General features: G+C 74.8%; 13 protein-coding genes. 5 read left to right on the forward strand and 8 right to left on the reverse strand.

What is annotated here, in order from left to right; genetic code table 11:
- Positions 1-34: 34 nt before the first annotated feature.
- Complete coding sequence (locus tag ACR80Q_RS00755; RefSeq protein ID WP_435375622.1) at positions 35-859, forward strand: hypothetical protein; 825 nt, start codon at positions 35-37, stop codon at positions 857-859.
- A 101-nt stretch (positions 860-960) separates the two neighbouring features.
- Here ACR80Q_RS00755 and ACR80Q_RS00760 read toward each other — a convergent pair whose 3' ends face one another.
- Positions 961-3444: a M14 family metallopeptidase gene (locus ACR80Q_RS00760; protein ID WP_435375623.1), complete on the reverse strand. Its 2484-nt coding sequence runs from the start codon at positions 3442-3444 to the stop codon at positions 961-963.
- Between the two features lie 263 nt (positions 3445-3707).
- Here ACR80Q_RS00760 and ACR80Q_RS00765 point away from each other — a divergent pair, with 263 nt between their 5' ends.
- Both ACR80Q_RS00765 and ACR80Q_RS00770 read left to right on the forward strand, forming a co-directional pair.
- Entirely contained in the window at positions 3708-5018 is a 1311-nt protein-coding gene (locus tag ACR80Q_RS00765; RefSeq protein ID WP_435375624.1) for an O-acetylhomoserine aminocarboxypropyltransferase/cysteine synthase family protein, read from the forward strand.
- Positions 5015-5524 (forward strand): CoA-binding protein, encoded by a 510-nt coding sequence (locus ACR80Q_RS00770; RefSeq protein WP_435375625.1) that lies wholly within the window; start codon positions 5015-5017, stop codon positions 5522-5524. Before ACR80Q_RS00765 ends, ACR80Q_RS00770 begins: the two co-directional genes overlap by 4 nt.
- Here the strand turns inward: ACR80Q_RS00770 and ACR80Q_RS00775 are convergent.
- The gene (locus tag ACR80Q_RS00775; RefSeq protein WP_435375626.1) at positions 5499-6902 is read right to left on the reverse strand and encodes a hypothetical protein; all 1404 of its coding nucleotides are present in this window, start codon (positions 6900-6902) and stop codon (positions 5499-5501) included. The two genes, ACR80Q_RS00770 and ACR80Q_RS00775, sit on opposite strands and share 26 nt — an antisense overlap.
- Before the next feature lie 182 nt (positions 6903-7084).
- Between ACR80Q_RS00775 and ACR80Q_RS00780 the strand changes: the two genes are divergently transcribed.
- On the forward strand, positions 7085-9049 hold the full coding sequence (locus ACR80Q_RS00780; RefSeq protein WP_435375627.1) for a M13 family metallopeptidase: 1965 nt from the start codon (positions 7085-7087) through the stop codon (positions 9047-9049).
- Positions 9050-9132: 83 nt separating this feature from the next.
- On the opposite strand, the gene ACR80Q_RS00785 is transcribed toward ACR80Q_RS00780, so the two are convergent.
- From ACR80Q_RS00785 to pgm, 3 genes are all read right to left on the reverse strand, one after another.
- The gene (locus tag ACR80Q_RS00785) at positions 9133-10503 is read right to left on the reverse strand and encodes an FG-GAP repeat domain-containing protein (RefSeq protein ID WP_435375628.1); all 1371 of its coding nucleotides are present in this window, start codon (positions 10501-10503) and stop codon (positions 9133-9135) included.
- An 85-nt stretch (positions 10504-10588) separates the two neighbouring features.
- Complete coding sequence (locus tag ACR80Q_RS00790) at positions 10589-11371, reverse strand: CAP domain-containing protein (protein WP_435375629.1); 783 nt, start codon at positions 11369-11371, stop codon at positions 10589-10591.
- A gap of 60 nt (positions 11372-11431) precedes the next feature.
- Positions 11432-13108: a phosphoglucomutase (alpha-D-glucose-1,6-bisphosphate-dependent) gene (gene pgm / locus ACR80Q_RS00795; RefSeq protein WP_435375630.1), complete on the reverse strand. Its 1677-nt coding sequence runs from the start codon at positions 13106-13108 to the stop codon at positions 11432-11434.
- Between the two features lie 56 nt (positions 13109-13164).
- Here pgm and ACR80Q_RS00800 point away from each other — a divergent pair, with 56 nt between their 5' ends.
- Complete coding sequence (locus tag ACR80Q_RS00800; RefSeq protein WP_435375631.1) at positions 13165-13950, forward strand: isocitrate lyase/PEP mutase family protein; 786 nt, start codon at positions 13165-13167, stop codon at positions 13948-13950.
- 329 nt (positions 13951-14279) lie between these two features.
- On the opposite strand, the gene ACR80Q_RS00805 is transcribed toward ACR80Q_RS00800, so the two are convergent.
- From ACR80Q_RS00805 to ACR80Q_RS00815, 3 genes are all read right to left on the reverse strand, one after another.
- Positions 14280-15143: a DUF559 domain-containing protein gene (locus ACR80Q_RS00805; RefSeq protein ID WP_435375632.1), complete on the reverse strand. Its 864-nt coding sequence runs from the start codon at positions 15141-15143 to the stop codon at positions 14280-14282.
- A 470-nt stretch (positions 15144-15613) separates the two neighbouring features.
- Complete coding sequence (locus ACR80Q_RS00810; RefSeq protein WP_435375633.1) at positions 15614-16600, reverse strand: LLM class flavin-dependent oxidoreductase; 987 nt, start codon at positions 16598-16600, stop codon at positions 15614-15616.
- Between the two features lie 165 nt (positions 16601-16765).
- Positions 16766-18301, reverse strand: a complete 1536-nt coding sequence (locus ACR80Q_RS00815; RefSeq protein WP_435375634.1) for an MFS transporter — start codon at positions 18299-18301, stop codon at positions 16766-16768.
- Positions 18302-18343: the final 42 nt, after the last annotated feature.

Consider the following 18343-nt stretch of genomic DNA (forward strand, 5'->3'; position numbering starts at 1 on the left):
GCTCGACGTCGTACCGCGTCCCTACCATCGGCAGGTGCGGGGCGAGCCACGCCGGACCACGCGACCCGGGCGGGTCGCCCGGTTCGGCGCGCTGCCGCTCCTGTGCCTGCTGAGCGCCGGGTGCGCCGCGCCCGGGACCGTCGACCTGACCGCGGAGGTGGTCCAGTACCGCCGCGACGCCCAGCGCGACGTCATCCAGGTCAAGGTCACCAACGGCGGCGGCCGCGCCGTGCAGGTCGGACGGGTCGAGGTACGGAGCCCCACCTTCGCCGCACCGGCCTCCGCCGACAAGGACTCGACCATCGGCGCGGGGCGGTCGGTCGACCTGTCCCTGCCGCTGGCCGAGCCCAGCTGCGCAGAGGCGGGGGACGGCGCCGGGGAGCACGTCGCGGTCCTCGTCGTCGACGGCACGACGGTGCGGCTGCCCGTCGACGACGCCGTCCTGCAGCGGGTGCGGTCCCAGCGCTGCGCCGAGGCGGCGGTCGGCGACCTCGTGGCCACGACGTGGCAGCCCGGGTGGGAGGACGCGGGGGTGGTCGACGGCGAGCCGGCGCTGCGCGGCCGCCTGGTCCTGACGCCGACCTCGTCCAGCCCGGTGACGGTGGCCGTGGCGGGGGCCACCACCCTGTTCACCGTCGACCAGCGGGTCGAGGTCACCCTGCGGGGAGGACCGGCGGTCCTGGACGTCGTGGTCACGGTGACCCGGTGCGACCCGCACGCCGTGGCGGAGGACAAGAAGGGCTACCTGTTCCCGGTGCGGGTGACGCCCGACGGGGGCGAGGAGGTCCACGTCGAGGTCGCGGTCCCGGTGCCGGAGCGCGCAGCGCTGCAGGGCCTCATCGACCGCACCTGCTCCTGACACGACGAGGGCGGGGCCCCACCCGGCACGCGGTGCGTGCCGGGCAGGACCCCGCCCTCGATCCTCAGGTGGTGCCGGGGCTCGGCTCCAGGTGGCCCAGGTCAGCCGCGAGGGCTGCGGACCGGGCTGCGCGGCGAGCAGGCGTTGCCGACGTCCACGGACTCACCGCGCTCGACGAACACCTCCTTGACCGACTTCACGGTGCCGCGACGGTCGGTGCACGTGAGGATCCACGGCTCCGGCTCGTTGACGACCCGGGGCGTCGGGCCCCGGAAGTCGAGGGTGCCGGTCCAGTCGCGACCGCCCTCACCGCCGCCGCTGTAGTTGAACGCGACCAGCTCGTACGTCCCGGGCTGGGGGTCCCGGATCGAGATGACCTCGGGGCGGTCGCCCGTCGCCGCGCTGGCCACGACCTGGCCGTCAGAGTTGCGGACGTAGAAGTCCCAGTCCGGGCCGGCGGTCTCCCAGTTGAAGCGGAGGTCGGCGTAGGCGTTGTCGAAGCCCTCCTCGATGACGAAGGTCGTCGACTCCCGGGGCCCGCTGAAGGACAGCTGCGGGTTGGGGGCGGGGATCCCGGCGGGGTTGGTCAGCGTGCTCCTCGGCTGGGTCGGACCGGTCGGCTCGCGACCGTCACGGCCGGCCACGACGGGACGGGTGGACGGGTTGACGGCGAAGGAGAACTTGCCGCCGTCGGAGTCGTAGGTGCTGGACAGCGAGTCCTCGAAGTACTGGACCACGTTGCCCTGGCCGACGACGGGGCTGGTCGCGGTCATGAACTCCTTGCTGACCTCGAGCTCCCAGCCCGAGGGGGCGGTGCCGGTGATGACCGAGTGGTAGGTCGGGTCGGCCGTGGCGCGCTGGACCTCCATGTAGGCCTCGCGGTTGCCGCCCAGGCCGGCGCCCGCTGCGGGCTCCAGACCGGCGTACTCCGCGACCACGGCCCGCTCGAAGGCGGGGTGGAAGTTCTCGTCGCCGATCTCGGGGGTGAAGCCGAGGCCGCCGGCGGTCCAGAACGTCCAGTCCTCCGTGCCACCGGTGGTGTCGTACAGCTCGTAGGAGGGGATCGAGGCGTAGTTGTTGTGCGAGGCCGCGGCGTCGCCGAGGGCCTTGTACAGCGGCTCGTCCAGCGGCTCGCCCGTGGCCTGCACGCCCGGGGGACGCAGCCACAGGTTGGAGTAGGTGTGGTTGGTGACCAGCGTGGTCACCGACCGGGAGCCGACCAGGTTCTTGACGTTGCGGCTCTCGGGCTCGGAGAACGGGCCGTCGCCGCGGTAGGTGTCGCTGGACCAGCTGGTGCTCGCACCGGGCCCGCCCCAGAAGCCGCCGTAGTTGCGGTTGAGGTCGGTGCCGCGCAGGCGTCCGGCGTTGTTGGCGGAGCAGGTGCCGGTGGTGAAGTTGGCCGGCGTGTTGGCCGAGACGGCGCAGTTCTTGCGCTTGTTGTCGTAGCTGAACGTCCCGAACGTGTTGGTCGTCGCCGCCTCGCGGGAGATCGTGAAGCCGTCCGGGTTCACGACCGGCACGATGATCGTGCGGGTGTCCTCGACCAGGCCGGTGATCTCCTCGTCGGCCCCGTAGCCCTGGAGCAGCTCGTAGGCCCACTCCATGGTGTGCTCGCCGGCCGGCCACTCCCGGGCGTGGTGCAGGCCCATGTGCAGGAAGACGGGCTTGCCGTCGTTGACCCGGTCGACGTCGGTCGTGATCTCGATGCCGTGGACCATGCGCCCCTCGATGGTGGGCTCGTCCAGGGTGAGGGGACGGACCAGCTCGGGGTAGGTCTCGGCCAGGGCCTTCAGCTCGGCCTCGTAGTCGGCCAGGCGCCGGTACTCGGTGCGGCCGCTCGGCAGCACCGAGGAGTCGACGGCGGCGGCGAAGCGGGCGTCGGCACCGCGGTCGGCGGCGGACTGCGCGGCCATGTCGGCGATCTCGACGTCGTAGGTGAAGCCCGCGTCCTCGAGCACCTGCGTGTCGGCCTCGCCGTAGAGCACCACGTCGATGCTGGTGGCGTCGGCGTGCTCGGTGAGGTCGAGCTCGAGGGCCTGGAGACGCTCCTTGTCCGCCCGCTCCGGGGTGTCCACGGACACGAGCCGGGTGACCTCGGGCTCGCCCTCGATCTCCAGGAAGGTCAGGTCGACGTCGACCGACCCGGCGCGGCCCGACAGCAGGCAGCCCTGGACGGTGAGCTCGGTGCCCGCGTCGACGAACCCGGTCGCCTTCTCGGTGCCGGTGAAGCCGGCGCTGGCGGCGACGACGTCACCCGAGCCGTCGAAGATCGCGAGGTCCCAGTCGCCCGTGCCCGCGATGCCGGCCTCGACGATCCCGGAGGACGGCGCGGTCAGCGTGTAGGAGTCGACGCCGCGGCCGCGGGCGACACCGTCCGCGCAGGTGCGGTCCTGGGCGCCGCGGACCTCGAGGACGTTGGTCGGTCCGGCCTGGGCCGAGGGCAGCGTGACCAGCGCCCCGGTCGCCACGAGCAGGCCGGTGAGGCCGATCGCGGTGCGGGCACGGGTGCGGGAGCGGCCGTCGGACCGGCTCGCGGAGCCCTGGTCGGGGCCTCCGGGCGGGTCGAACGTGGCGGGCTGTGACATGCGGTGTCGCCTCTCGGTCGATGGGAGTGCTTCGGAACCTAGGCGCGACCCGGGACAGATGGGAAGACTCTGAGTGACATCGGTTGCTCCGCATGAGTGATTTACCGTTCATCCGGTCGGTCCTCGACGGTGCTGGTCAGGTTCCTGCCGCAGCCTCCGGGAGCGGTCGCCGACCCCGACGGCGCGGGCGAGGGCGTCCCTCACGAGGAGTGAGCCACGACGCCCGGGAGGTTCCGTCCCGCCCAGGTGGCAGGCTTGCGCCCATGACCGACCGCCAGTTCGGGTTCCGGACCCGGGCCCTGCACGCCGGGGCGACGCCCGACCCCACGACCGGGGCCCGGGCCGTGCCGATCTACCAGACGACGAGCTTCGTGTTCGAGGACACCGCGGACGCCGCCAACCTGTTCGCGCTGCAGAAGTACGGCGTCATCTACTCCCGGATCGGCAACCCCACGGTGGCCGCGCTCGAGGAGCGGCTGGCCAGCCTCGAGGGCGGTCTGGGCGCCGTCGCCACCAGCAGCGGGCAGGCGGCGGAGTTCATCACCTTCGCCGCGCTCGCCGGGGCCGGGGACCACGTGGTCGCCGGCGCCAGCCTGTACGGCGGCACCATCACCCAGCTCGACGTGACCCTGCGCCGGTTCGGGGTGGACACCACCTTCGTGCGGGGCAACGACCCCGCCGACTTCGCCGCGGCCATCACCGACCGGACGCGCTTCGTGTTCGCCGAGGTGGTCAGCAACCCCGGGGGCGAGGTGGCCGACGTCGCCGGCCTGGCCGAGGTCGCCCACGCCGCCGGCGTCCCGCTCGTCGTCGACGCGACGACGGCGACGCCCTACCTGTGCCGTCCCATCGAGCACGGCGCGGACATCGTCATCCACTCGACCACCAAGTTCATCGGCGGCCACGGCACCACCATCGGGGGTGTCGTCGTGGACGCGGGGACGTTCCCCTGGGACAACGGCCGGTTCCCGTCGATGACCGAGCCGGTGGACAGCTACGGCGGCCTGACCTGGTGGGGCAACTTCGCCGAGTACGGCTTCCTCACCAAGCTGCGCAGCGAGCAGCTCCGCGACATCGGCGCCACCCTGAGCGCGCACTCCGCGTTCCTGCTGCTGCAGGGGGTCGAGACGCTGCCGCAGCGGATGCGCGAGCACGCCGCCAACGCCCGTCAGGTCGCGCACTGGCTCGACGGGGACCCGCGGGTCGCCTGGGTGCGCTACGCGGGGCTGCCCAGCCACCCCGACCACGACCGCGCGGCCCGTTACCTGCCCGAGGGCCCCGGAGCGGTGTTCGCGTTCGGGGTCGCGGGCGGGCGGGAGGCGGGGGAACGGTTCATCAACTCGGTCGAGCTGTGCAGCCACCTGGCCAACATCGGCGACGCCCGCACCCTGGTGCTGCACCCGGCTTCGACGACGCACCAGCAGCTCAGCGAGGACCAGCTGCGCACCGGCGGCGTCGACCCCGACCTGGTCCGGATCAGCGTCGGTCTCGAGGACGTCGACGACGTGCTGTGGGACCTGGACCAGGCGCTGGCCCGGGCCACCGGCACCACCCGGACGGGGGAGCGGGCATGAGCGAGACCGCGGGCACCGGTCGGGGGGCCCGCACCTGGGTGGGCCCGAGCGCGCAGGAGCGCCTGGCGATCATGCGCCGGACCCGCACCGTCGCGGTGGTCGGCGCCTCGGACAACCCGTCCCGGGCCAGCTACTTCGTGGCGACCTACCTGCTGTCCACCTCGCCCTACGAGGTGTACTTCGTCAACCCGCGGGTCGAGGAGATCCTGGGCCGCCCCGTCTACCCGACCCTGGCCGACCTGCCCGTCGTCCCGGACATGGTCGACGCCTTCCGGGCCCACGACGCGCTGCCGGGGGTCCTGGCGGAGACGCTCGCCGTGGGCGCCCGCACCCTGTGGCTGCAGCTGGGGCTGTGGCACGAGCAGGTCGCCCACGACGGTGAGGCCGCCGGCCTCGAGGTCGTCATGGACCGCTGCCTCAAGATCGAGCACGCCCGGTTCCACGGCGGGCTGCACCTGGCCGGCTTCGACACCGGGGTGATCAGCTCCCGCCGCCGGAAGGACTGAGCCCGGCGACGTCGGTCGCGACGTCGGTCAGGGCCTGCACCGCCGGGTCGACGGCACCGCCCGTCGGCAGGCCCAGGGTCGTCAGGTCGGCGGTGACCGACACCACCACCCGCCCCGGCGTACGGAGCAGGACCTGCGTGACACCGTCGCTGCGGGTGACGACGGCCAGCTCCCAGCCCGGGGGCACGGTCGGCAGCGCCCGGCCCCGGTCGGGGTCCGAGCCCCGGACCAGGTCGGAGTCGCGCGGGGCGTAGGCGTGGGGCCAGGCCAGGAACGCGACCGACTCGACGTGGACCAGCACCTCGCCGCCCGTGGTCTGCAGCTCCACCCTGGAGCTCGCCGCCCCGAACGAGTCGGTGACGACGCCCCCGACCGCGGCGGTGGGCCGCAGACCGGCGCGCCGCAGCGCGTCGGACGCCAGAGCCACCGGGGCCGCCCCGGCCTGCTGGCTGGGCAGGGCGCCGGGGCCGAGCCGCTCGGCGACGACGAACCGGGGCGCCGCGGGGTCGCAGGCCTCGGGGACGCCCGCCGGGTCGACGAGCCGGGCCGTCACGTCCGCCGGGTCGCTCCCGCCGGCGCCCCGGGAGACCGGACCGCCGGCCGGGACCCCGGCGAACCGGACCATGTGCCCGACGTCGGTCCGCACCCCGCCCACGCTCAGCGACGGAGGCCGGTCGTGCCAGGTCGTGGTCGCGGCCGGCAGCACGGGGACCCACCGGGTGCGACCGTCCTGCAGGTACAGGCAGCCCCCGTCCAGCACGGCGACCCCGCGCAGGTCCGGCATCGGCACGGCCCGGACGAAGTCCACCGACGGGTAGGTGGCGACGGGGCCGGCCGGGCCGGTCGGAGCGGCCGCGTCCGGACGGCCGAGCGTCCGCCGCCAGTCCGCCGCCGTCGTGGCGTCCCAGGCCCGGGTCCGGCCGCAGCCGGCCGCCACCAGCGCGTCGGTGCGGTCCTGCCAGCCCCGCCCGGACACCAGCAGGCGCGCCCCCACGTCCGGCCCCCCGTCGTCGGGGACCAGGTACCTCACGGTGTCCGGGTCGACCCAGACCTCCACGGTCCCCAGGGGTGGGCCGAGGAACCACTCCTGCACCCGCAGCGTCAACCGCACCGGGCTGCGGCCGGGAGGGGCGACGACGTCGACGACGGTCCCGTCCAGGGCGTACCCCGTGCCCTCGGTCAGCGGCTCCGCGGTACCGGGGCAGCCCTGCTCGACGGCGTCCTCGATCCGGTCCAGGTCGGCCTCCGACAGCACGTCCAGCGGGTCCCGTGCCACCAGCGTGAGGCCCACCACCACGGCCGTCGTCAGGCCGAGGAGCAGCGCCACCCGGGCCACACCACGCCCCGGGCGGGTCACCGTACGTGGCCAGGTCGCCATCGACCCTCCTTGGTCCTGCAGGTATAGCACCGGTCCGGCCCGGAGGGCAGGGTCTGGCCCGCCGACCGGGCGCCCGCCCCTGGGAGCCGGACACCGGGCGGCCGGGGCTGCGGGGGCACGGCGGACCACGCGGCCCGACCGACGCGTTAGCGCTCGGCGGGGGGCGAGGGCACGATGGAGCGGTGACGACGCAGACGCACGCCTCGCCCCTGGAGCACGTCGACCCCGCGGTCCGCCCGCAGGACGACCTGTACCGCCACGTCAACGGCAGGTGGCTCGCCACGGCGACCATCCCGGACGACAAGTCGAGCTACGGCAGCTTCTACGTGCTGCGGGAGCAGGCCGAGGCCCATGTCCGCACCATCATCGAGGAGGCCGCCGCCGCGGAGCCCGCGCCCGGCACCGTCGAGCGCAAGGTCGGCGACCTGTACGCGAGCTTCCTCGACGTGGAGCGCATCGAGGCGCTCGGGGCCGCGCCGCTCGGCGAGGTGGTCGCCCGGGTCGACGCCGTGACCAGCCTCGAGGAGCTGTGGCGCCTGCTCGGCGAGCTGGAGCGCCAGGGCATCGGCGGGGTGTTCGGCTCCTACGTCTGGGTCGACAAGGGCGACCCGACCCGCTACCTGCTGCACCTGTCGCAGGGCGGGCTGAGCCTGCCCGACGAGTCGTACTACCGCGAGGAGCAGCACGCCGCCCTGCGCGACGCCCTGCCCGGGCACGTGGCCCGGATGCTCACGCTGGCCGGCGTCGCGAGCGGTCCCGCCGCGGACGCCGCCGCGGCGACCGTCCTTCGGCTGGAGACGCGGCTGGCCGCGTCGCACTGGGACACCGTGCAGTCCCGGGACGCGGTCAAGACGTACAACCTGATGACCGGGACCCAGGTCGACGACCTGCTGCCGGGCTGGCGCGGCTGGGCCGACGGGCTCGGCGTGCCCGAGGCGGGTCGGGCCGAGCTCGTCGTCGGGGAGCCCGACGCCCTGCGCGGGCTGGCCGAGGCGCTGGCCGAGGAGCCGCTGGCGGACTGGCTGACCCTGCTGCGCTGGCGGGTCGTGACGGGCATGGCGGCGTACCTGTCGCAGCCCCTGGTGGACGAGAACTTCGCCTTCTACGGCACGACGCTGAGCGGCGTGCCCCAGATCCGCGAGCGGTGGAAGCGCGGGGTCTCGCTGGTCGAGGGCGTGCTGGGCGAGGCCGTGGGTGAGCTCTACGTCGCCCGGCACTACCCGCCCGCCGCGCACGAGCGGATGGTGCAGCTGGTCGACAACCTGATCGCGGCCTACCGGCAGCGCATCGACTCCCTCGACTGGATGAGCCCGGCGACCAAGGAGCGGGCGCAGGCCAAGCTGTCGGCGTTCACGCCCAAGATCGGCTACCCCGTCCGCTGGCGCGACTACTCCTCGGTTGACATCGACGCCGCCGACCTGCTGGGCAACGTCCGACGCGCCACCGCGGCCGAGGCCGACCGCGAGCTGGCCAAGCTGGGCGGGCCGATCGACCGCGACGAGTGGCTGATGACGCCGCAGACCGTCAACGCGTACTACAACCCGGCGATGAACGAGATCGTCTTCCCGGCCGCGATCCTGCAGCCGCCGTTCTTCGACCTCGCGGTCGACGACGCCTACAACTACGGCGGCATCGGCGCGGTCATCGGGCACGAGATCGGCCACGGCTTCGACGACCAGGGCTCCCGGTACGGCGGCGACGGCTCGCTCGAGGACTGGTGGACCGAGCAGGACCGCACCCGGTTCGAGGAGCGCACGAAGGCGTTGGTGGAGCAGTACGACGCCTTCGCGCCGGCCGAGGCGCCCGACCGGCACGTCAACGGGGCGTTCACGCTGGGCGAGAACATCGGGGACCTGGGTGGGGCCGAGGTGGCCCTGCACGCCTACCGGCTGTCGCTGGGCGGGCAGGAGGCCCCCGTGGTCGACGGGCTCACCGGGGACCAGCGGTTCTTCATGGGCTTCGGCCGGATCTGGCAGCAGGTCATCCGGGGCGAGGAGGCCGCCCGGCGGATCGCCACGGACCCGCACTCCCCGGCGGAGTTCCGTGCCAACGTCGTCCGCAACGTCGACGCGTTCCACCGCGCGTTCGGCACGTCCGAGGGCGACGCCCTGTGGCTGGACGAGGGCGAGCGCGTCCGCATCTGGTGACCCGGTCCCGGTAGGACGACACAGCCCCGCCCGGCCGGTCGGCCGGGCGGGGCTGCTCGCGCGTGCTCAGGGCTCGCGGTGGATCACAGCGGCAGGCGCACCGACTGCGGGACGGCCCCGCTCAGGTTGTCGGTGAAGTGCAACGTGTCCACGGTCGCCGTGCCGGCGGTCGACCAGCGGTCGCCGTTCCAGTCCCCCGCCACGGCCATCCCGCTCGTCGGCCCGAACCGGAGGGTCCGGTGGGACGTACCGGTCGCCGTGCGTTCCGCCAGGGCCCAGGCCCCGCGGCTCCACACGCCGACGGAGTCGATGCCGTCGCGGTTCCAGTCGCCCGCGACGACCTGGTGCCCCGCCTTGCTCCAGGTCATGTACGTGGAGCCGGACGACGTGTCGTTGTTGCGCCGGAAGGCCCATGAGCCGTTGCGGAAGAACCCGGGCGTGTCGGTGCCGTTGCCGTTCCAGTCGCCGACCACGGGCAGGGCGCCGACCGGGCTGAAGTAGAAGTCACGGTGCACCGGACCGCCGCTGCTGGCGTTGCGCAGCAACCAGCGCCCGTTGCGGACCACGCCGATGCCGGCGTACCCGTTGCCGTTCCAGTCCCCGGCGACCGGGATGTCACCGGCCCGCCCGTAGGAGGACCGGATGACCCGGTCGGTCGCGCTGAGGGCGATGACCCACTGCCCGGCCCGGAACGTGGCCACGTCGTCGCGGCCGTCACCGTCGAAGTCGGCCGCGACCACCCCGCCGAGGCGGGTGGTGGGCTTGGGGCAGGGTGAGTAGTTGGCGCCGGCGTACCGCGGGGCGGGCTCGCCCACGTACAGCTGGCACGGCCCGTGGTCGCGCTGGGTGACGGTGCTGCCGGTCCACCAGGACGTCCGCTTCATCGCGCCGTCCCAGGACAGGCTGATGTGGACGTGGTCGGTGTGGGGGCTGGCGCCGGTGTAGGCCTTCCACTGCCCGTTCCAGGACTGCCAGGTCCGCTTGTTCCAGATGACGTACTGCACGCCGAGGCGGTGCGCGTTGCCGCCCACCACGCCCCCGGCGTCCCTGCCGGTCAGCCAGGCCACGAACGAGTCGCCCATGGCCTTGTCGGTGGCGTTGCTCGCGTTCAGCATCCAGTCGTAGGCCCGACCGTCCTTGTGCTCGCTCGCGCCGCCGGTCGCGCAGGACCGGGTGATGCCCGCGCTGTTGCCCTTGCCGTAGGTCGTCTTCAGCAGGGCGCGCAGGGCCTGCGTCCCGGGACGCTCCACGGGGTCGCACGCGATCTGACCCTGGTACGGCGACGGGGCCTCGGGCGCCGAGCGGAAGGTCACCGTCGCGCGGGGCGTCGGCAGGGCCGCCGAGGCGCTGCCGCTGACGACCAGGAACGACCCGGCGAGGGCGACGGTGAGGGCGGCGCCGAACGCCCGTCGGAGTCGGGAACGGGTGGGGCGGGCTGTCCGGCGTGTCGTCATGCTCTTCTCTCGTCGCTGCTGGTATGTCCCTGGCTGCATCGGCAGGGTGGGTCGCCACCTCAACCTCGAGACGGCCACCGGTCGGTCAGGTGGGCCAGGGCTCGCACCACCAGGCCGGGCCGCGGCCGCCCACCGCACGCAGGCGCTCGGAGCGCTCGACCCAGGCGAGCTGGGCTGCCGGCGGCGTCGGGGCCCGCTCGTCGGTCGCCTCGCGGGCGACCGCTGCGCCGTGCGGGCCGACCTCGTCGGTCGGTGCCGGTCGGGTCGCGGGCCCGTCGGGCTCAGGGGCGTCGGGCTCGGGACGGTCGGGCTCGGCGGGCGCGTCGTCCTCGCCGGTCCCGGGGGCGGCGGTGCCCGGCTCGGGTACGCCTGGGACGGGTGCGTCACCGGCGGGCTCCGGTGCGGCCCCGGACGGGGTGCGGAACACCTGGACCACCCACACCGCGTCGTGCCCGGTCGCGACGCCGACGCCGACCTGGGTGTGGCCACCGAGGATGTTGGCCCGGTGGCCGGGGCTGTCCATCAGGGCCCCGTGGACGGTCCCGACGTCCGTCCCCGTCCCCACGTTCTCGGCGACGGCCGACCAGCCGTCGACCTCCTGGCCCAGGTCGGGGTTGTGGGCCAGTGAACCGGAGGACGCCAGCTGCCCCGCCCACCGCTGGGCGACGGCGCCCAGGTCACCGGACGTCCGCAGGGCAGGGAGCCCGGAGGCGGAGCGCTCGGCGGCGACCAGGGCCACCACCTCGCCCGCCGACGCCGACGCCGGGGTCGCGCCCCCCGTGAGGGACGCCGCGACCGTCACCAGCCCCAGGAACGTGGCCAGGACGGCGCGGCGGCGCGGTCGAGGGCGAGGTCGAGCAGAGGGCACACGCGCTCCTGGGACGAGGGACAAACCGACGGAGAGTAGAACACGTGTGACGACAGGTGACTAGGAGCCCAACGCTCCCGCCACCACCTCACGGGCGGCGTCCTGCACCTGCTCGAGGTGCTCCTGGCCCCGGAACGACTCCGCGTAGATCTTGTAGACGTCCTCCGTGCCCGACGGCCGCGCGGCGAACCAGGCGTGCTCGGTCGTGACCTTGAGCCCGCCCAGGGCGGCACCGTTGCCGGGTGCCTCGGTCAGCACCGCGGTCACCGCGTCGCCCGCCAGCTCGGTGGCGCTGACGTCGTCGGCGGACAGCGCGGCCAGCTTGGCCTTCTCCTCGCGGCTGGCCGGCGCGTCGACCCGGGCGTACACGGGCGCGCCGTAGCGGGACTCGATGTCGGCGTAGGCGGCGCTGGGCGAGGCCCCGCTGACGGCGGTCACCTCGGCGGCGAGCAGGGCCAGGATCAGGCCGTCCTTGTCCGTGGTCCAGACGGTGCCGTCCTTGCGCAGGAACGACGCCCCCGCCGACTCCTCGCCGCCGAAGCCGACGCTGCCGTCCACCAGCCCGGGCACGAACCACTTGAACCCGACGGGCACCTCGAGCAGACGACGACCGAGCCCGTCGACCACCCGGTCGATGATGGAGCTGGACACGAGCGTCTTGCCGACGGCGACGCCGGCGTCCCAGGACCGGTGGGCGAACAGGTGCTCGATGGCCACGGCGAGGAAGTGGTTGGGGTTCATCAGCCCGCCGTCGGGGGTGACGATGCCGTGTCTGTCCGCGTCCGCGTCGTTGCCCGTGGCCACGTCGAACGGAGCGCGCCCGTCGGCGTCCACGTCCGACATCCGCTCCCGCAGGCTCGCCATGGCCCACGGGCTCGAGCAGTCCATCCGGATCTTGCCGTCGCGGTCCAGCGTCATGAAACGCCAGGTCGCGTCGTACTCGGGGTTGACCACCGTCAGGTCGAGCCGGTGCGCCTCGCCGATCGCCCCCCAGTAGTCCACGGCCGCGCCGCCGAGCGGGTCCGCCCCGATCCGCACCCCGGCCGCGCGGATCGCGTCCAGGTCCAGCACCGACGGCAGGTCCGCGACGTAGGTGCCCATGAAGTCGTAGCCCTGCGCGTGGGCACGGGCCCGGGTGAATGGCACCCGTGGCACCGAGTCCGCCCGGCCGTGGCCCTCGCGGAGGATCTCGTTCGCCCGGCGAGCGATCCAGGACGTCGCCCCGGAGTCGGCGGGACCGCCGTGGCTGGCGTTGTACTTGAAGCCACCGTCGCGGGGCGGGTTGTGCGAGGGGGTGACGACGATGCCGTCGGCGCGGGAGGAGTCGTCGGCGGCCTTGCCGAGGTTGTGCCGCAGGATGGCGTGGGAGACGGCCGGGGTCGGGGTGAACCGGTCGGCGTCGTCGACCAGCACCGTCACGTCCGCGGCGGCCAGCACCTCCAGCGCGGTGCTCCACGCGGGCTCGGACAGCGCGTGGGTGTCGCGGCCCATGAACAACGGCCCGGCGATGCCCTGCTCCTTGCGGTACTCCACGATCGCCTGGGTGGTGGCGACGATGTGCTGCTCGTTGAACGCCGTGTCCAGGCTGGAGCCGCGGTGCCCGGAGGTACCGAACGCGACCGCCTGCGACACCTCCTCGGGGTCGGGGGTCAACGCGTAGTAGGCGGTGACGAGGTGGGCGACGTCGACCAGGTCCTCGGGGAGGGCGAGCTGTCCAGCACGCGGGTGTCCACTCATGGGGTCGATCCTGGCCTCCTCGGGCAGTCCTCACCAGGCCTGGCTACGGTCGTGAGATGACTGATGTCGTCACCACCGCCGACCGGGCCGCCACGCTGCAGCGGCTGCACACCGACCCCGAGCTCCTCGTGGTCGTCAACGTCTGGGACGTCATCACCGCGACGACCGTCGCCGAGGTCCCCGGCACCAGGGCGCTCGCCACCGCCAGCCACTCGATCGCCGCCTCCGCCGGGTACCCCGACGGTGAGGTGATCCCCGTCGAGGAGATGATCGCCGCCGTCGGCCGGATCGCCGCCGCGGTCGACCTGCCGGTCAGCGCCGACCTCGAGGCCGGCTACGGCGACGCCGGGGCCACCGTGTCCCGCGCCATCGACGTGGGCATCGTGGGCGCCAACCTCGAGGACCAGATGAAGCCGCTGGAGGAGGCCGTCGCCGCCGTCCGCGCGGCTGTCGCGGCGGGCGAGGCCGCCGGGGTCCCGTTCGTCCTCAACGCCCGCACCGACGCCTTCCTCAAGGCGGGCGACCGCGACCCGGCCGACGTGCTGGCCGAGGCGGTCGAGCGGGGCAAGGCCTACCTGGACGCCGGGGCGTCGACGTTCTTCGCCCCCGGCAAGCTGGACGAGGCCCAGGTGAACGCCCTGGTCGAGGCGCTCGGCCCGCAGCGGCTCAACCTGATCGCCGTCCCCGGGGCGCTGCCGCTGCGCCGGATGCAGGAGCTCGGCGTCGCGCGCGTGTCGTTCGGTCCCTGGAGCCAGAACGTCGCCCTGACCGCGCTCGCCGACCTCGCCACCAGCGCGTACGACGGCGGTGCGCTGCCCGAGGGCACCCGCAAGCTCAACTGAGGGGAGCGCTGCTGCCCGGGCCGTCGCCCGGGCGGCAGCTGGGCCGCTGACCAGGCGCTTGGGGGAAGCTCAGGCCGCGCCGACCAGGCGGACGCCCGCGCCGTACCGACCAGCGACACGCGAGGCGCCCCGGACGGTCGGGGACCATCCACCCCGCGTGTCGTGTCGCTGGTCGGTACATCCGGCTTGGTCCGAGAGGCGCTCGCCGCGGCCCGGCGTCGACCGAGCTCCCGCCGCGGCCCGACGTCGAACGAGAGGCTCTCGCCGCGGCCGACGTCTGCGGGGGCAAGGTCCGGGGTCGGTGCGCGGGGGTCCAGGTCGGGCCACGGTCACGCAGCGACGCAGCGCCGTCGTCGCAGCACGGACGTGAGCTGCTCGACCACCCAGGCGGGGTGGAACACGACGTGCTCCCAGGCGAAGCGCAGCGTCGTCCAGCCCAGCGCGGCGAGCTCGTCATGACGCTGCAGGTCGAGCGCGAACTGCCGGCGCGTCCCGTGGACCTCGTAGCCGTCCGCCTCGATGGCCACCCGCCGCTCAGGGACCGCCAGGTCCACCGCCGCCAGGAACCCCGGTGCGGTGACGACGTGCTGGGGGACCAGACCCTTCACCCCTGCCAGCAGCAGGTGACCGCGCAGACGGGACTCGAACGCGTTGGCCGCGCGGGCGTCGGCATGACGCGCGACCCGGCGCAGGTCCGCGGCACCGCGGCCCCGAAACCCGTCCGCCACGTCCTGCAGCTCGGCGACGAGCACGGAGCCGTCCCGCAGCGCCGCGTCCGCGACGGCCAGCGAGTCGACGAACGGCAGCGACGTGGCGCAGTCGACCACCGTGGCCAGCGCAGAGGTCCGGCCGGCCCGCCGCTCGTCGGCGTCCAGGCGCAGGCGCCGGTAGGTCACGCCCGGCAGCGGGTCGACCCGCTGGCCGGGCAGCACCGCGACCACGACGTCGTCGCGGCGGCGCAGCGTGGGCCAGCCGTACGCCTGGGCCGCGGACACCCCGGCGAGCACGCCCGGTGCGGCGGCCGCGGCCTGGGTCGCCCGGTGCGCGTCGGGCAGCACGTAGCGGCCTCGCGCGACCCGGCGCACGGTGCCGTCCTCGAGTGCCCGCTGCAGCGCCCGACGGGTCGTCCGGGGCAGCAGGTCGCGGGTGCGGGCGGAACCACCCAGCAGGTGCAGCGCGGTGACGGGGTCCATGCCGACGATGCTGACCCGAGTGCGCCCGGCGCTCCCGTGTCGTCCCGCGCCCTGTGGACCGCCCGCGGTCGGTCTCGCCTGGGGACGCGCGGACGGACGGTCTACGGGCCGTACCGACCAGCGACGACCGGGGTCGCTCCTCGCCGTCCTGACCGTCCACCCCGCGTGTCGTGTCGCTGGTCGGTACACCCGGTCGGGGGTCGGGGGTCGGGGGTCGGGGGCCGGGGGTCGGGGGCCGGGGGCCGGGGGCCGCGGGAGCAGGTCGTGGGGTCGACGCGGCCACTCAGGCGAGGGCCGCCCCCCGCGCGGCGACGTCGGCCAGGACCGTGGCGACCCCGGCGTCGGCCCGCGGGGGCACCAGCACCACGCAGTCGGCGCCCGCGGAGGGGGGGGGGGGGGGGGGGGGCCCTGGGGTCTGGGGGCCGGGGGCCGGGGGTCGCGGGAGCCGGTCGTGGGGTCGACGCGGCCGCTCAGGCGAGGGCCGCCCCCAGCGCGGCGACGTCGGCCAGGACCGTGGCGACCCCGGCGTCGGCCCGCGGGGGCACCAGCACCACGCAGTCGGCGCCCGCGGCGTGCCGGGTGGCCACGCCTGCTCGCACGTGCGCGGCGTCGCCCCGCAGCACGAGCAGGTCCAGCACGTCGTCGCGCAGGGTGTCGGTACCCGCCCGCACGTCGTCCAGGTGCTCCCGTGACGGCGCGTCCAGGTCGGCGAGGTGGGCGTCGATGCCGCCGTGCCGGAGGGCGTCGCCGCAGCGGGCCCGCAGCAGCTCGTCGGCTGCGTCGACGTTGACGTGGTCCCCGGTCAGGGCCCAGGTGTAGACGCTCAGCCGGCGGGGTCCCGGACGGCTCGACGCGTCGGCCGCCTCGCGCAGCCGGGTCCGCGACGCCGCGACGTAGCCCGGGGGCGAGGGCTCCGACAGCACCAGCCCGTCGGCGTGCCCGCCGGCGACCTCGACGGAGCGGGGGCCACGCACCCCGAGGCTGAGCAGCGGTACGACGTCCGGCGGGAACGCCAGCGTGACCGCGTCCAGGGTGACCTGGTCCCCAGCGGTCGTGACGGTGCGCCCGTGCAGCAGGTCCCGGACGGCGTCCGTGGTCTCCCGCAGGGACGTCAACCACGACCCGGGGGTCGCCCCGACCTGCGCCATCCACGGCAGCACGCCGTGACCGAGCCCCGCGTGCACCCGGCCGGGGAACGCACCGGCCAGGGTGGCCAGCTCCATCGCGGTGAAGGCCGCGTTGCGCACGACGGCCGGCAGGATCCCGATGCCGACCGTGACGCGCTCGGTGGCCGCGAGGGCGAGGGCGGCCGTGGTCAGTCCTCCGGTGAAGAAGCAGTCCTCGACCACCCACACCTCGTCGAAGCCCGCGTCCTCGCACGCCCGGGCGACCCGGGCGACGTCGGCCGGCGGTACCTCCCGCGGCAGCACGACGCCCACGTCACCGGTCCGGCTCATGTCCTGGGTCTACCAGCCCGGGGCGCGGGGCGCGAGAGGGCCCCGCCCGCGTACCGCCCAGCGACGCACGAGGGGCTCAGGGCGGGCTTCGACCGTCGAGACCGCGTGTCGTGTCGCTGGTCGGTACAGGTACCGGCCCCGGCGGCCCCGGCGGCNACGAGGGGCTCAGGGCGGGCTTCGACCGTCGAGACCGCGTGTCGTGTCGCTGGTCGGTACAGGTACCGGCCCCGGCGGCCCCGGCGGCCCCGGCGGCCCCGGCGGCCCCGGCGACCCCGCCGGCTCCCGGGGGGGCGCGCAGTCGACCAGGCGACGTGGCAGCGCCAGCGCGCTGAGCCCGCCCGCCACCAGCAGCCCCGCGCACACCAGCATGGCCGCCCGGTACCCGGCCGTCAGGGCCTCCGGGTCGGCGTAGTCCCGGGCGCCGAGCCCGACCAGCGCCGGCAGCGCGGCCACCGCCAGCAACCCACCCGCCCGGCTGATCGCGTTGTTGACCCCGCTCGCGGTGCCGGTGAGCCGGTCCGGGGCCGCGGCCAGCACGGTCGTCGTCAACGGCGCCACCAGCAGCGCCAGACCGGCGCCGAACAGCAGCACGCCGGGCAGCACGTGCAGCAGGTAGGAGTCGCCGGGCGACACGAACGCCAGCAGCGCCACCCCGACCGCCGCGACCAGGGGTCCGGTCAGCAGCGGCAACCGGGGCCCCGTGCGGGTGGCCAGGTCCCCGGCCCGGGAGGAGAACAGCAGCAGCATGACGCTGGAGGGCAGCGCCGCCGCGCCCGCGACGACGGGCCGGTAGCCCAGCGACGTCTGCAGCTGCAGGACGAGGAAGAAGAACAGCCCGCTGAGCGCCGCGTACACCGCGAGGGTCAGCAGGTTGGCGATGGTGAACGTGCGGTTGGCCCACAGCGAGGGCGGCACCATCGGGTCGGCCGCCCGCCGCTGCCACCACACGAACCCGACGCCCGACCCGACCGCGACCACGGCCGCGGCGGGCACGAGCGCTGCGAGCACCTCGCCCCCCTCGCCCGCGCCCCCGCCGACCAGCGCCACGGTGAGCGTGCCCAGGGCGACGACGCCCAGGCCGGCGCCGAGCCAGTCCAACCCGTTCGCGGCGTCCGGGTCCTTGCTCTCCGGCACGAAGCGGGCGGTCAGCAGCAGCGCGAGCGCGGCGACGGGCAGGTTGACGAGGAACACCAGCCGCCAGTCGATCTCGGCCAGGAACCCACCCAGCGGTGGTCCCAGCGCCGGGGCGACGGCCCCGACGCCCGCCCACGTGCCGATCGCCCGGCCCCGGTCGGCGGGACGGAAGCTGGCCTGGATGACGGCCAGGGAGCCCGGCGTCAGCAGCGCCCCGGCCACCCCCTGCAGCAGCCTGGCCGCCACCAGCACGTCGGCCGTCGGGGCCAGCGCGCACAGCAGCGACGTGACCGCGAACCCGGCGATCCCCCAGACGTAGACCCGTCGCCGACCGACCCGGTCACCGAGCGAGCCGCCGATGAGGATGAACGCGGCCAGCGTGAGGGTGTAGCCGGTGACCACCCACTGCAGCTGCGCGAAGCTGGCGTCCAGGTCGGCACCGATGCTGGGCAGGGCCACGTTGACGACCGTGGAGTCCAGGAACGCGATGGCGCCGCCGAGCACGACCGCCGCCAGCAGCCCCCGCCCCTGCCTGGTCCCGTACGCGACCGTCCCCGCTCCGCTCACCGGGCCAGCATGCGCCTGGATCGCCGAGGGGAGGAGGCCGAC

Origin of the sequence: Aquipuribacter aurantiacus, from assembly GCF_051216895.1 — a bacterium.
Classification (GTDB): Bacteria; Actinomycetota; Actinomycetes; order Actinomycetales; family JBBAYJ01; genus Aquipuribacter.